The organism is Saprospira grandis, from assembly GCF_027594745.1.
Classification (GTDB): Bacteria; Bacteroidota; Bacteroidia; order Chitinophagales; family Saprospiraceae; genus Saprospira; species Saprospira grandis.
Genome location: NZ_CP110854.1, coordinates 1180507 through 1195445, shown reverse-complemented (window position 1 = coordinate 1195445; position 14939 = coordinate 1180507). Strand labels below are relative to the sequence as shown.

The window sequence follows — 14939 nt, the reverse complement described above, 5'->3', positions numbered from 1 at the left end:
GGAGTAGATAGGGGAGGGAAGAGGGTTTGTTTTCCATTTAAAAATCCTTAACTTTACCTAGGAAGATTTCACAAATTTATTAACTCTTCATCAAATTTAATTTTAAACGATGCGAAAAACGTTAACACAATTAGGCTATTGTGTAGCGCTGCTTTTGGCGAGTTGGACCTCCTTGCAGGCCCAGCTAACCCTTCCTTATAATGAGGACTTTGAGGGGGCCACAGCCGGCACTTATGTAGCCACTACCAACCCTATTCCTGGCCTTAACGGCACAGGCTACCAATGGGATTTTGAAGAAAATACCACGAACTGTCGTCTTCGTACTGATGCTGGAGCAGGTTTTTATCATGGCGGTAACCGCGCCATGACCCTAGATGCAGAAGTGAGCGGTACTTTGGGGATTTCTTATTTGACTTTTACCGGAGACCTTAGTGCTTATTTAGGTTCTAATGACCTAGAGCTTAGCTTTTGGTGGATGGAGCATGGGGATGAAGTTCATACTCAGGACCGGGTTTGGATCCGTGGAAGTAATACCGATGCTTGGATTGAGGTCCTAGATTGGTCTGGAAACACAACCAATGGTGTTTATTTTAATGAAACGGGTATTGATATTGATGCTACTCTAGCAGCCAATAGCCAGTTGGTCAGTAGTACTTTTCAGGTGCGTTTTGGTTGGTCTGATGATTTTCAAGCCACCAGCATTACCGTTTCTGATGGATTTACCCTAGATGATTTTAGCATTACAGGTACGCCTCCCGTTCCCGATAATGCTGGAATTAGCGCTTTGGTGGCGCCCACTGTACCCGGTACAGCAGGTAACCAAGCCGTAGATGTAACCCTAACCAACTTTGGCACCAATGCCCTTAACTCAGTAAATATTGACTGGGAAATGAATGGGGTCATGCAAACGCAGGTCAATTATAGCACCTTGGTGGCTCCTCAGGCTAGCGTAACTGTAAACCTAGGAAACTATAACTTTGCTAATGGTTTGACGACAATCAGAGCTTGGACCTCTTTGCCCAACGGTAATGCAGATAACTTTCCTGGCAATGATACTTTGACTGCTTTCTTCTGTACCAGCCTTAATGGGGCTTATACGGTAGGGGGCGCAACTGCCGACTTTGCTACTATTGGAGATGCTGTTGCCGCTTTGTATAGCTGCGGAATTAGTGGTCCAGTTACTTTTAATATTCAGCCTGGCACTTATACCGAAAATATTGCCCTAGTTGGTCCTATCACAGGGGCCTCTGCAGTAAATACGGTAACCTTTGATGGTGGAAATGCCGCTAATACTATTGTAACGCATGATGGTTCTGGGGCCAACGGCAATGCTACTGTAGCTCTAGATGGCGTAGAATGGGTGCGTATCCAAAACCTAGGTATCCAAAGTACAGGAACTACTGATATTTGGGGAGTATTCTTGACCAACTCGGCCAATAATAACCAAATCCTCAATAACCAAATTACAATGCCTTATCAGTCAGGTATCGTTGATGCTGTAGCTATTCTTGCTTCTGCTAGTTATACTAGCACCTTTAGCGAAGGCGACAATGCCAACTATAACCTGATCCAAGGCAACTACATTACAGGAGGAGACTATGCCGTCCGCTTTGAGGGCGCTAGCGCTAACCGCAATGTAGGCAACCGCTTTATCAATAATACAATCACTGGCGTAGATGATTATGGTTTCTATATGGATGATCAAGATTCTGTCGAGATCATCGGAAACACTGTGAATGATCTTCGCTCTACCTTCTCTGATGCCATCTATTGCCTTGACTTGATGAACTTCCGTATCAATAGCAATAATGTTTATGCACAAGATTATGGCATCTATATTTCTGATGGAAACTTTGATGCGACCCCTAGCCGTCGTGGAGAGGTGATCAACAATATGTCTATCGCTGAAGGGTTCTATTGTATTTATCTAGATGATGTGAACGAAACGGATGTTTTCCATAACAGCACCTGGAACAAAAATACAAGTACTACCAGCGCATCTTTCTATGGCAATGACTTGATTGATGTTTCTGCAGTAAACAATATCTTTACCTCAGACTTTGGCTATACTTTCCGCCATGCCGATGCCTTGGCCCTAACTGATATGGACCATAACCTGTTTTTCCGCTTCAACCCCGGAACTAACTTTATTCAGTTTGGTACCTCTAACTATGTTGATGTAGCGACTTGGCAAAATAGCAACACTTTTGGCCATGGTACTAACTCTGTAGAAGCTGATCCCGTTTTCATAGGCCCTATGGACCTACACGTAGATGGTGCTTTTGCTAATGATGCTGGAGATAATACTGTTGGCGTTACTGTAGATATTGATGGCGAAAGCCGTCCATTTACTGGCGCCACTACCGTAGATATTGGAGCAGATGAGTTCCGCCCCAAAGATAATGATGCTGGTGTGATCGCTTTGGTCAATCCCGTTTCTCCACTAACTGCAGGCTTCCAAGCCGTAACCGTACGTGTGCGTAACTTTGGTGTACAAGATTTGACCTCTTTCAATATCGATTGGACCTACAACGGAACGCCTCAAGGAACAATTGGCTATACTGGAGCTCCTCTTGCTCCCCAACAAGAAGTAGATGTTACCCTAAGTAGCATTAACTTCCCCGCGGGCCAAAATGTAGACTTTGTCTTCTGGACCAACATGCCCAACGGCCAAACCGATGACCGCATGAGCAATGATACGCTCTATGCCGAGCTTTGCCAAGGCCTAGTGGGTACTTATACTGTAGGTACGCCCACTTCTGATTTTCCCGCTATTACAGATGCTGTAGCTCGCCTCTACCAATGTGGTGTAGCTGGTGCAGTCACTTTCCAAGTGGCCGCAGGTACTTATAGCGGACAACAATTGGCGCTTATCGGAGAAATCTCTGGCGCTAGCATGAGCAATACCATCACTTTTGATGGTGGCGATACCGCAACTACTTTCCTTACTCATGACGCTTCTAATAGCCAATATGCCACTGTACTATTGGATGGAGCCGATTATGTAACCGTACAAAACTTCAGTATCGCTACTACTGCCGTTTCTGGCGGCGATGGCTGGGGGGTACAATTGACTAATGGCGCAGACCATAACCGCATCAGAAATAACCGCATTAGCGCTACTTTCCAAACCTCTGTTTTTGATGTGATTCCTCTAGTGATTTCGGCTAGCCTTACCGATGACTACTCAGAAGGCAATAACGCCAATTATACCCTCATCGAGAACAACTATATCACGGGTGGAGAAATGGGAATCCATATCGAAGGCGCTAGCGCTGCTCGTAACAAGTATAACCGCATCATCAATAACACAATCATGGACTTTGATGACTATGGTATCTATATCGATGATCAAGACTCTCTAGAGATTAACTATAATACGATTGAAACAACTGTAGGCTCTACCTTCAGTGATGCAATCTATTGCTTCGATATCATGGACTTTACGATCAACTACAACCGTGTGGTGACAGAAGATTATGGTATCTATATCTCTGATGGTAACTTTGATGGCGCAATTACTCGCCGTGGACAGATTATTAACAATATGGTCTTCTCTAAGAGTGATGATGCCCTCTACATGGATGATATCCAATCTGTAGATATCTGGCACAATACACTAGTCGGTTCTGGTAGTACACTGGCTTCTGGTCTCTATATGAATGACCCCACCGACCTAGATATTCGCAATAATATCTTTGTGGCCGATAATGCTTCTGCCTACGCCTTTGAATCTGCCGATGCTTTGCCTTTGGCCGCTATGGATAATAACGTATTCTATAAGGCAAGCGGAACGAACCATATCGATTATGGGACAACAACCTATGATTTGGCTACTTGGCAGGCTTCTGGCCCCTATGGCTATGATGCTAACTCTTTGGATATCGATCCTCAGTTTGTAGCCAACTACACGGACCTACACGTTCAAAATATCCAACTCAATGCCGCTGGCGCCCTTGTAGGCGTAGCTACAGATATCGATGGCGAAACCCGCCCCTCTGCTAGTACTACACTACCCGATATCGGAGCCGATGAAATTACTATCTTTACCGATGATGCCGTAGCAGTTGGTGTTGATGCACCTAGCGTAGGTACCTGCGAAAATGCCAATGAAGTTTTGGTCATTACGCTTTCTAATAATGGTAGCAATAGCATTAGCAATGTTCCTGTAACCGTAAACTTGAACGGCCCCAATGGTACGCAAACCTTTAGCGCTACCTATGCTGGTCCTCTAGCTTCTGCCGCTCAAGATACTCTCACTGTAGGTACTTTTAATACTACTGGTGGTGGAAATTACTGCTTCGAAATTATTACACAACTTGCCGCCGATGGCAACGCAAGCAATGATACCGCTAACGTTTGTGTGAGCATCGCTAATCCTAACCCCACTTTCATGGGCGATACGACTTGTGTCGGAAATAGCGCTAGCTTGACCTCTATGCCCGCTGGCGGAATTAGCTGGTACGACCAAGCTACTGGCGGTACGCTCTTGTCTACCGATCCCGTATTTACTACTCCTGCGCTCCAAGTATCTACTACTTACTACGCAGAAATTACTTCTTGTGCTGGCGGTACAACGCGTACCCCCGTTACCGCTACTGTGGTGGCAACAGCCAACCTAGACCTTGGCCCCGATGCAACCATCTGTGAAAGTAACCCTATCGGCCTTGCTGCCGCCCCAGGCGCTCAAGGCTATCTCTGGAGCACTGGAGAAACTACTCCCGGTATTGTCGCTAATATGGAGGGCCAATATGCAGTCACAATGACTGACGCTAATGGCTGTCTACTTACCGACTCTATCCAGATCTCTTTCTTTACTGGCCCCACAGTTAGCGCTCAGTTGAGTACGCTGAACTGCGGACGCGATGGCAACGGTGCTGTTGATATTACTTTGGCTGGCGGTACGGCTCCTTTCTCTTTCAATTGGACCACCGGCGCTACTACTGAAGATATCACTGGACTAGATGTTGGAACTTATACCGTAACTATTACCGACGATAATGGCTGTGAGTTTAACGAAACATACCCCGTTAATGGTCCCGCCCCACTCAACTTTAGCTTTATGGCTAGTGGCGTAGATTGTGGCAATGCAGGTACACTCCAAGTAGGCGTACAAGGCGGTACCGCTCCCTATACCTACAACTGGAGCAATGGCGCAACAACTGCCGCACTAAGCAACGTCCTCGATGGCGAAACTTATAGCGTAACGGTAACCGACGCTTCTGGCTGTACCTACAACGAAAGCTATACCATTAGCGCTAACCCCGCTTTGACCATCAATGTGGATAATGTAGTGAACGAAAGCAGCGACTTCGCCGGATCTATCGATGTTTCTGTATCTGGCGGTGTTGGTCCTTACTACATCGTTTGGAATACTGGCGATACTACCGCTAGCATCAATAACCTCGTTTCTGGCCAATATGAAGTGACGGTCTACGATCAAGTAGGTTGCTCTACTAGCCAAACGATCACAGTGGCTTACACTCAACCCACTAACATCAGTGGCGTTGAAGGCCTCAATCAATTGAATCTCTTCCCCAATCCTACTCAAGATGTCGCTCAGCTGCAAATTGAACTAGCCAAGGAGGAGGAAGTACAATTGACGATCTATAACCTCAATGGCCAAGAAGTTCAACGCTTCCCCAGCCAATTGGGCCGCAACCTTAACTACCAAATTAACCTAGCCGATTATAGCGCTGGCGTTTATCTCGCTCGCATCATCATCGGTGAACAAGTATTGACCGAACGCATTATTTTGCAGAAATAAGCCAAAATATTGTACTTTTGAGGGGAGGACAGTTCGCTGTTCTCCCCTTTTTTATGCCCTTTTGGGGCCTCCGCAGCAAGCTGCGGCGCTACGCTTCGGGGCTCGCTGTTCGCTCGGCCCTTCAGCGCTGCGCGCTTCGGTCTGGCCTGCGGCCACCCCTGCACATCGCTAGGCCGTTTGGCCTGCGGCCAAGGCGGCAAAGCCGCCATTTTTTGGACCAGAAACTCCTTTCCTATGGACCTACACGTTCAAGATGTTAGTTACCAATATCCCGATGGAAAACAAATTGATTTTCCCAATTTTACTTGCCCCGCAGGCGAGCAACGCCTGCTCTTAGGCCAATCTGGCTGCGGCAAAACAACCCTGCTCCACCTGATCGCAGGCCTCCGAAAATTGCAAAAAGGCAGTATCCGCCTAGGCGATTTGGCCCTAGAAAATATGAAGGGCAGCCTAGATGAGTATAGAGGCCAAAAGGTCGGGGTGGTCTTCCAACAAGCCCACCTTATCCGCTCCCTAAATGTGGAAGAAAACCTATTGGCCGCCCAGCATTTTGCCCAAATTAAAGAAGACAAAAATGCCATTGTCCATTTGCTAGATCGCCTAGGTCTAGCCGATAAACGCAAGGCCAAACCCCAGCAACTGAGCCAAGGCGAACAACAACGCATCGCTATTGCTCGTGTGCTGCTGCGCCGCCCCCAACTCATCTTGGCCGATGAACCCACGGCCAGCCTAGACGATAAAAATGCCGAGGAAGTGGCCCAGCTCCTCCGAGAACAATCAGAAGCCCTAAACGCTAGCCTGCTGATTGTTACCCATGATGCCCGCCTCAAAAAACTCTTTCCCCAACAAATTTTATTGGGCCAATAATTTGCAGCAAGCAGGCGCGAAGCGCCTCGGCTGAGGGATGGAAAGGGGGGCGGCGAAGCCGCAGACCCAGCAAAATGAGCGTAGCGAATTTTGCGCAGGGCCGAGCAGACCTGCGAGCCCCGACAGAGCCCGACCCGAGCCGATAGGCGAGGGGCAGCCCCAACCCCCCCCCAACCCCAACCGAAAAACAAGAACTATATAATATTATGTGTACCGTAACTTACTTGCCCCTAGGCAAGGACCAATTTGTACTGACCTCTAACCGAGATGAGAGCCCCCGCCGCCAACCCGAGGGGATTTTTAAGCATGAGGAAAAAGGATTGATTTATCCTAAAGAGCCCAGCCAAGGGGGAACTTGGATTGCCGCCTCGGATAATGGCCGCCTGCTTTGTTTGCTCAATGGCGCCTTTGTGAAACATAAACACCAACCGCCTTATAAGCGCAGCCGTGGCCTGCTGGTCCTCGATTTCTTTGATTATGAAGATGCGCCCAGCTTTTTTGAACACTACGATTTTGAAGGCATCGAACCCTTTACCTTGGTCATTTATGAGCGAGGCAATTTGTATCAATTGCGCTGGGATGAGGAAAAAGCCCATGTAGAAAAATTGATGCCCACCGAAGCCTATATCTGGTCTTCAGCCACCCTTTATCCAGCGCCTATTCAGGCCCAAAGAGCGGGCTGGTTTACAGATTGGAAGTGCCAACAAGGAACTTACCGCCCAGAATCTGCCTGGCAGTTTCATCAGGAAGGGGGCCAAGGCGATATCGAAAATGGCCTAGTGATGTACCGCAATAATGGCATTGTGCAGACGGTCAGCCACACCCAAGTGGTTCTCGAAAAGGACCGCTTTAAGATGCGCTATTATGACCGCATGAGCCAAGAAGAATATCTCGCCGAACAAGCCACTCAACTATGAAACTCCTGATTGTCGCCGCCACCGAACTAGAAATTTCGCCCCTTTTGCAATGGCTGTACAAAAACTGGGAGCCTCAGCGCAGAGCGGGCAGCTTTAAGCAAGGCCAACTAGAACTGCATTGCCTAATTACTGGGGTGGGCAGTATGCATACCGCCCATGCTTTGGGCCAAGAGCTCCTCCTAAATCCCCCCGATTTGGCCATCAACCTAGGGGTAGCTGGAGCCTTGAATCCCGATTTGGTTTTGGGCCAGCTCTATCACGTTCGGGCCGAAATCTTAGGAGACCTAGGGGCCGAGGAAAAAGATGGCCGCCTTCTAGACCTCTTTGATTTGGGCCTCTTAGAAGCAAGCAACCCGCCTTATATCAATAAGCGCCTCTATAACCCCCAAGCCGATGAAAGCGAGTTTTTGCCCTTGGCTACGGGCCTAACGGTCAATAAAGCCCATGGCTCTGCCCATTCTATCGAGCAGATTCGGGCCAAATATCCCGAGGCCGATTTGGAGAGTATGGAGGGAGCCGCCTTTTTCTTTGCCTGCCTGCAAGCCAAACAGCCTTTTGTGGCCCTGCGGTCTATCTCCAATTATGTAGAGCCCCGCAATCGAGCTGCCTGGCAAATGGAAAAAGCCCTAGACAGCTTGTTTGAAGGGGCCAAAAGCCTTTTAGAAAGCCTTAGCAAATAGCTAAGAAAAGGGAAAGGAATAAAGCCTTATGTTTGTGCCTATGAATAGGCTCCGCACATATATTAGTCTGCTCTTTTTGGGCAGCTTGCTCTTGCTGGCCCCCTGCAAAATGCGCTGGGCCCTGCAAAGCAGTTTGGACCAATTGCCTACGGCCGTGGCCGCCAAAGCCAAGGGCCTAAGTTGTGCGAAAACAGAACAAAAAAGCGAAAACAGGCTCCTGCAATGGAGCCAAACAATAGTGAAGCTAAAGAAAATGGGCACAGCGCCTCTTTCTTCGGCTTCGCTATTTTTTTTGAGCCAAATAAAGCGGAAAAATAGAGCGATGCTGGATGCAGAAGGCCCTCGCGGCCCGCCTCGGCCCTATTTTCTGCTCTACCAACAATGGAAAAATGAGTTGATGAATGCTTGGCAATTAAGCGATTCATTCATTAAAAAAACTCATTTATATGTCAAATCAATCAGCAGTTTTGCCCCAAGATGGGCAGCAGTTCCTTTCTTATAAATTATTGGGCGTCTTTAATTTGGGCCTCCGCCTAGTGGTGGGCTGGACCTATTTCTCGGCTTTTTGGCGCCGCCTGATTCTCTCCAATAAGCTAGATCCCGATGCGGCCAATTATATCGGCATCAAGTTTAATCATTTTTTGCCGCAGGCCCTTGGCATTGGCCCAATCATCGAGTTTTTGCTCGAACATCCCGCCTATTTGTGGTGGGCCATGCTCTTCTTTACCCTGATAGAGGGGGTTGTGGGCCTCTTTTTTATGCTCGGTTTTTTAAGTCGCCTGATGAGTCTGGCCGTTTTGGGCCTTGCCCTAGGCATTTTGCTGGGTTCGGGCTGGCTGGGCACCACCTGCTTAGATGAATGGCAAATTGGCATTTTGGGGGTATCTGCTGGGGCCAGTATATTGATGACGGGCGGCGGCCGCTATAGTCTAGACCATTATGCTTTGGAGTGTTGGGGCTGGACCGGCTACCTATCGTTTTGGAGCTCGGGCCCTATCCGCTGGGAAGGCTTCCAAAAGCCCGTTTTATGGGGCAGTTTGCTCATTTTTGCCCTAGCGCTTTACACTAACCAATATTTTCATTCTGGCCTTTGGGGGCAGCTACACAACAAATCGGTTAAGCCCAAATTGGCCCTTTCGGCCCCGATTTTTCAGGCTGATAGCCTAAGTTTTGAGCTCTATCGCATAGAGGGTGCAGATGTTTATGGCTCCTTTCTCATCCAAATCGAATTGCTAGATGAGGAGGGCCAAATCCTTAAGTACTGGGACCAAAAGGCCCTTTCTAGCCTGCCCGATCAACAAATTCAGAATGCTTATCCCGCTAAAATCAGGGCGGGGGCGCATAGCCTCGTAGTTCCCCTGGGGGCCAAGGCCCGTCTGAGTCTGCCGATTTCCAAAGCCTTAGCGGCCAAGGCCAAAACCCTAAAATTAGTTGATATTTCGGGCTTGAGTTGGGAATTATCGCTTTAATACTAGATGATGATTTTTTGGGGCTGCCGCTACGCCCTTCGGTTGTCGAACTGGCGCCCCTTTGGGGCTGGTTGTCCTTTCAGTCGGGTCGGGCTGTCCGCAGCTCGCTGTTACTTGCTTCGCTGCGTCGGCTCCCGTTGGTCGGGTCGCTCGGCCCTGCGGCGCTAAAGCGCCTGGGTCTGCCGCCTGCGGCGGCCCTGCTCTCATCCCTCAGTCTGCGGGCCTTCGGCCCTGCTAGGTCCAGAAGGCTGAGGCCAGCTTTTGAGCTGGCCCTTTTTGCTGCGGCTGAAAGCCGCAGTGGCTATCGGCCTAGGGGCCTGAAAGGGTGGCCGCAGGCCAGACCGAGTTTTGAGCGCAGCGAAAAACGAAGGGCCGAGCAGGCTTGCGAGCCCTGCAAGGGCCCGGCCGCCGAAGGCGGCAGGCCCCAAAAAAAAGAGACCTTCCAAAAGGAAGGCCTCTAGATGAGAAATCAAGAAAAACCGGAAAAGATTAGTCTTGAATAATCCATTTGAGTAGGAGTTGCTCCTGTTCATTTTGCATGCGCAAGAAATAGACGCCGGGGGCGAGCTCCTCATTAAGGTCTAGGCTATTTTGGCCAGCGGGCAGTTCATAGCTTTGGAGGATACGTCCGTCTAGGGCAATCAGTTGAACGCTTAGGGTATTGCTGAGGGCGCTAGAGAGTTGCAGGCGGCTTTGGCCGAGGCTAGGATTGGGCAGGATGCGTACATCAGTGCCATTGCTCCAGCTTTGGATAGCCGTGGGGCCAACCGTGACCGTATCGGTATAGCTGCAGTTACCATTGATCGTCAATTGGACCAGATAAACGCCAGGGGCGGCATAGCTGTAGCTAGGATTTTGTTGCGTCGAGCTATTGCCATCGCCAAAATCCCAGCTCCAACTATTGGCTCCAGCAGATAGGTCCGTGAAGTTAACGGCAAGAGTACTCGCATTGGCATCATGATTAAAGTTTGCCTCATCGGCAGAGACATTAACCGTAACAGCAGTAGAGCGGCAGGGGGCATCTTGGACCTCCCAATCGTAGAAGAAATAGTAGTAATCGGGGCTAAAAGAAGAGCCCGTGATGCTCATCAGGCCAGCGATACTATAGGGATAGGCTGCGCCGGCATTATTGCGGTAGAGATTTAGAGCTGTTCCGCCGATACTATATGTACCTGCAGCGGGCAGTTCAAAATTGAGTGCAATGCGGCTTTGTCCGTTAGGAACATTTACGGTAGTGGATTGAATTAGGTTACCGCCGCCATTGGCTGCATCATAAAGCTCAATGGTTCTGTTGCCTGCGCCATCGGCATCTACCAAAACGGAAACGATGCGAATGGGGCTGCTGGCGTCGAAATTCAGGTATTGGGTACCCGTAAAATAGCCTCCAGCTCCTAGAGCGGCGGGGTTGGCTGGGCCAACCTGCTGAGAGGGAGAAGTGACTACATTTTGGACCGAATAGTTGCTGCTTGTAGCCGTAGGCGTTGCATTATAAGTATTGCCTTCAAAGAGGAAATTACCGTTTGCATCGGACCACCAGATGCTGCCTGTGCCGGTAGCGCTAAGGGCAACAGTTTGGCCAACACAGCCTGTAGCTGGAGTTGCAGCAGTGGGGGCTGTAGGGAAATTCACTGTTACATAATTGCTTTGGACCAGGGTATCGCTACCGAGTTGGTTACTTGCAATTAGTTGGACCGTATAGCTACCATTGGCAGTATATTGATGGTTGGGGTTTTGTTGCGTAGAGCTATTGCCATCGCCAAAATCCCAGGCCCAGCTAGTGGGCGTATTTGTAGATTGGTCCATAAAAGAGACCGAACCATTACAGCTAGTGGTGCTTCCAGCGCTAAAGGCCACGCTGGGCGCATTATTAAGCGTTGTCACATTGATATTATCTAGGAAAAGGTCGTTACCATAGCCACAGATATTGACAAAGCGGAAGGCCACATTATTACCAATGTAAGGGGCGAGATCGATGACCTCTGTTCTCCAGTCGCTAGCGGCGGCGGGGCTAAACTGCCCAGTTTGGGTACCTGCCGTAGCGAGTGTAAGGTCCTCTTTAAAGTAGAGTTGGCTATAGGTTTGGCCACAATCGGTAGAGACCTCTACTCTTAGGCCATCATAGAGCGAGGCACTATAGCGAGCATAAGCCACATCAAAGCTGAGTTGAGCGGCGGGAGTGTTAGTGAGGTCCATACTAAAGAAGCCGAGGACATCCTCTTCACCGGCGGCATTATAGACAAAGTTATTGACCACAATAGCGGTAGTGGGGTTGCCATCGCTACCCGTCACATTATCTTCCTGCCAGCTGAGGTCGGCATCATTATTTTCGAGATAGCTATTGGCGGGAGGGAAAACGCCAGATTCAAAGTCCTCGATATAAGGGAAAGCACTAATCGTATTGCTAAAATCAATTGTCATAGCGATCGTATCATTACAGCGAGCGCCATCTCCAGGGATATTGGTCCAGACCTTAAACTGATATTGGCCGGGGCCAGCAAGCGTAAGGGCTTGGCTAAAGCTAAAGTTAGCAACAGCGCCTCCGGCTAGGCTGCCAGTAAAGGTATCGGTGACAATAGTTTGGTTATCGACTTGGTAGTAGACCTCAAAGTTACTTTGTGTTTGATTGCTAATGTTTGTCAATTCGACTTCTACGGGCAGGCTATTTCCATTACAACTTTGCTGTTGTGTTTGGGGGCTAAAGACCTGGCTAATTCCGGCATCGTCATTTAGTCCACAATCCATAAGGCAGGCTGCGCTGCCTGTATTGCCTCCTTGCATTTGGACCGCAATAGCGCGGCGGCCTCTAAGGCCGTTAGGGCCTTTGGCTCGAACCGAGAACCATTGGTCATCATTGATATTGTTGACGGGGACATCAAAGCTAAGGTTAGCCGTAGAGCCTACAGAATCCATATGTGTGGCACCAAGAACAAAGACATCATATTCGGCGGCACCAGCTACGGCATCCCAATTGATGCGGATGGTATTGGCAGAGGTACAGACCGCAACTACCCGAATATTTTGAGGAGTCTCTAGGATCGAGAAATTGGCATCGCTCATATCCGAGTTGCTACCTCTAGTAATACGAATAAGTCCTTGGCCAGTTACAGCAGTGGGGACGGTCCAGTCAATAAAGCGAGCTGTACCAGCTACATTAGATTGCACTGTAGCCCAAGAATTACCATTATCGGCGCTATACTCAATATTAAAGCTAGCGCTTGTGCCATAGGCATCCCAATGGATACGGTCTTGGCTGCCAGGGATAAGTCCTTCGCCACCAAGGGGGTAAGTGAGTAGGATGTCATCGGTCAGAAACTCATAGACGATATAGTAGTCTTGTGGGCCAAAGGGCACCGCAGTACCACTTACGTTAATGATATAAGTTCCTGCAGTAGGGTTATCAATAGCCACCTGTTCCACATTATTGAGGGTATCGACTCCTCTGGTAGCGGGCAGGGCTAGGGTAGTGGCATTAGGTGTTGGGTCGAGGATCCAGGGCAGATGCGTGCTATTACTAGGATCGCTAACTGTAAGGTCTAGGTTATTAACTAGGGCAAGGGCGGCTGAAGTAGAGGCCTCCTTATCGTGCCAATAGACCATAATTTTAGCTCGGCGAACATTAGCGGGTATACTGATAGTATGGCTAGCGCTGCCTGCTTGTCCCACAGATCCGTTAATGTATCGGTTTTCTTCTAGGGTTTTGAGTGCGCGATAGGCGTTCACTTTCCCCCAGCCAAAAGAGTAATCGGGGCCATCATTGCCTAGATCATTGGCAGAGTTGAGCAATGCGGCTTTTAGTAGGGCCGAGGGGGCGTTAGCGCCAGCATTGAGGTCTCGATAAGCCTGATGCAATTGGGTGAGCACCCCTGCGATACCAGGAGCAGCGGCAGAAGTTCCTCCACCAGGCACATAAGTATTATCGGGGTCGGTAGACATTTGGCCTTGGCCATGAGCGGAAATATCGGGTTTGATTCTTCCGTCGGAGGCGGGGCCACGGCTACTACTATTGGCGAGGCCGTCATCATTAAAGAGGTTGGCGGTAGCCAAAACATTTTTTCCAACTTTATGGCCTCCAGTAATATTTCCCCATTGGCTACCGGCGCCATAGCCACAGTCGCTACCGTTGCTATTTCCGCCAGAAAAGACCTGAATGAGGCTAGGGTTGCTATAAATCTCTTGGTCTACGGTTCTGGCTAGGGTGGTATAGCCCGCATTACAGCCATTAGAATAAGAGCTAGAGAAAACCATAACGGCGCTATCTTGGTGGAGGGCCACCGTGCCGGGCAGGCTACTATTATATTGGCGAACGTGCAAATAAGCATGCGGGGCCATTCCTCTCATGACAGGGTCTAGGTTACCTGCGGCACCCACAATCCCCACAGTCATATCACCATGAGAGCCAGTAAAGTCGCCAGCTACATCTTGTTGGTTGGCTCGGCCTTTAAAGTCGATATGTGGACCAGCAAAACCGTCATCGTTAATAGCGACGGCCACGCCAGCGCCATTATAGGCATAGGCCCCATAATAATCGCCATCGATAAGGTTGGCGCGGTGAAGATTACGGCCATCATCTGATTCTGGCTGTCCAGGATCAGAGGGTAAGTCTAAGTAGCGAACAAAGGGTTTTTGGGCTAGTTGTTCAATTTGGCTAGGAGGCAGGGCCGTGACTAGGGTTCTGCTTAGGGGGTTGACAAACAGCAGGGGATAGCCTTCTGTTTGTAGTTCTTGGAGAGCCTGCTCCCAGTTGATGCTTTGATGAATTTGGACAAAAAGCTTAAGTTGTTGCCCTTGCATGGCCCAAATAGGAAATGGACGCTCCTCTAGTCGGGCGTCCATTTTATGTTTGGGAGCGAGCAGTTTGAGCCCACGAATACCAAAGCCTTCTAAATCTTGAACAGTTAGGCGGCTCGGAATAGCAAGCAGGTAGCTATTTTTTGGCAAGTATTCTAAAAATACAATGCCTTGGTCTTGCATGGCTGCCCGTTTTTTGGCATTGGGCAGTTCTTTAAAATTGGCTAAGCGAAACAGCTTGCCTTGATAAACATCTTGTTGCTGCGGGCTGCTAAAGCTAATGAGGTCGGCGGCAATAAATTCTCGGCCCGACTTCAGCGCTAGCCAGTCTCCTGCTGTCGTTTGGGCTTGTAGACCAAAACTAGAGAGCAAAAGTGCAGCTGCAAAAGCATAAAGTATACGCATACACTATAAGGTTGTAATGATGAATTGGTTTGCCCTCTAATTTAAA

General features: G+C 49.0%; 7 protein-coding genes. 5 read left to right on the top strand and 2 right to left on the bottom strand.

Going from position 1 to position 14939, the window contains the following annotated elements:
- Window positions 1-109 precede the first annotated feature (109 nt).
- The 4 genes from OP864_RS04655 to mqnB all read left to right on the top strand — a co-directional run bounded on the left by OP864_RS04655 (window position 110) and on the right by mqnB (window position 8231).
- Window positions 110-5767: a right-handed parallel beta-helix repeat-containing protein gene (locus OP864_RS04655; RefSeq protein ID WP_270100126.1), complete on the top strand. Its 5658-nt coding sequence runs from the start codon at window positions 110-112 to the stop codon at window positions 5765-5767.
- Between the two features lie 234 nt (window positions 5768-6001).
- On the top strand, window positions 6002-6634 hold the full coding sequence (locus OP864_RS04650) for an ABC transporter ATP-binding protein (protein ID WP_270100125.1): 633 nt from the start codon (window positions 6002-6004) through the stop codon (window positions 6632-6634).
- A gap of 206 nt (window positions 6635-6840) precedes the next feature.
- Window positions 6841-7551: an NRDE family protein gene (locus OP864_RS04645; protein WP_270100124.1), complete on the top strand. Its 711-nt coding sequence runs from the start codon at window positions 6841-6843 to the stop codon at window positions 7549-7551.
- On the top strand, window positions 7548-8231 hold the full coding sequence (gene mqnB / locus OP864_RS04640) for a futalosine hydrolase (protein ID WP_270100123.1): 684 nt from the start codon (window positions 7548-7550) through the stop codon (window positions 8229-8231). Before OP864_RS04645 ends, mqnB begins: the two co-directional genes overlap by 4 nt.
- A 146-nt stretch (window positions 8232-8377) precedes the next feature.
- On the opposite strand, the gene OP864_RS04635 is transcribed toward mqnB, so the two are convergent.
- Complete coding sequence (locus OP864_RS04635; RefSeq protein ID WP_270100122.1) at window positions 8378-8656, bottom strand: hypothetical protein; 279 nt, start codon at window positions 8654-8656, stop codon at window positions 8378-8380.
- Between the two features lie 21 nt (window positions 8657-8677).
- Between OP864_RS04635 and OP864_RS04630 the strand changes: the two genes are divergently transcribed.
- The gene (locus OP864_RS04630; protein WP_270100121.1) at window positions 8678-9700 is read left to right on the top strand and encodes a TQO small subunit DoxD; all 1023 of its coding nucleotides are present in this window, start codon (window positions 8678-8680) and stop codon (window positions 9698-9700) included.
- Window positions 9701-10189: 489 nt separating this feature from the next.
- On the opposite strand, the gene OP864_RS04625 is transcribed toward OP864_RS04630, so the two are convergent.
- Window positions 10190-14893, bottom strand: a complete 4704-nt coding sequence (locus OP864_RS04625; protein WP_270100120.1) for a PKD domain-containing protein — start codon at window positions 14891-14893, stop codon at window positions 10190-10192.
- Between the last annotated feature and the right edge of the window lie 46 nt (window positions 14894-14939).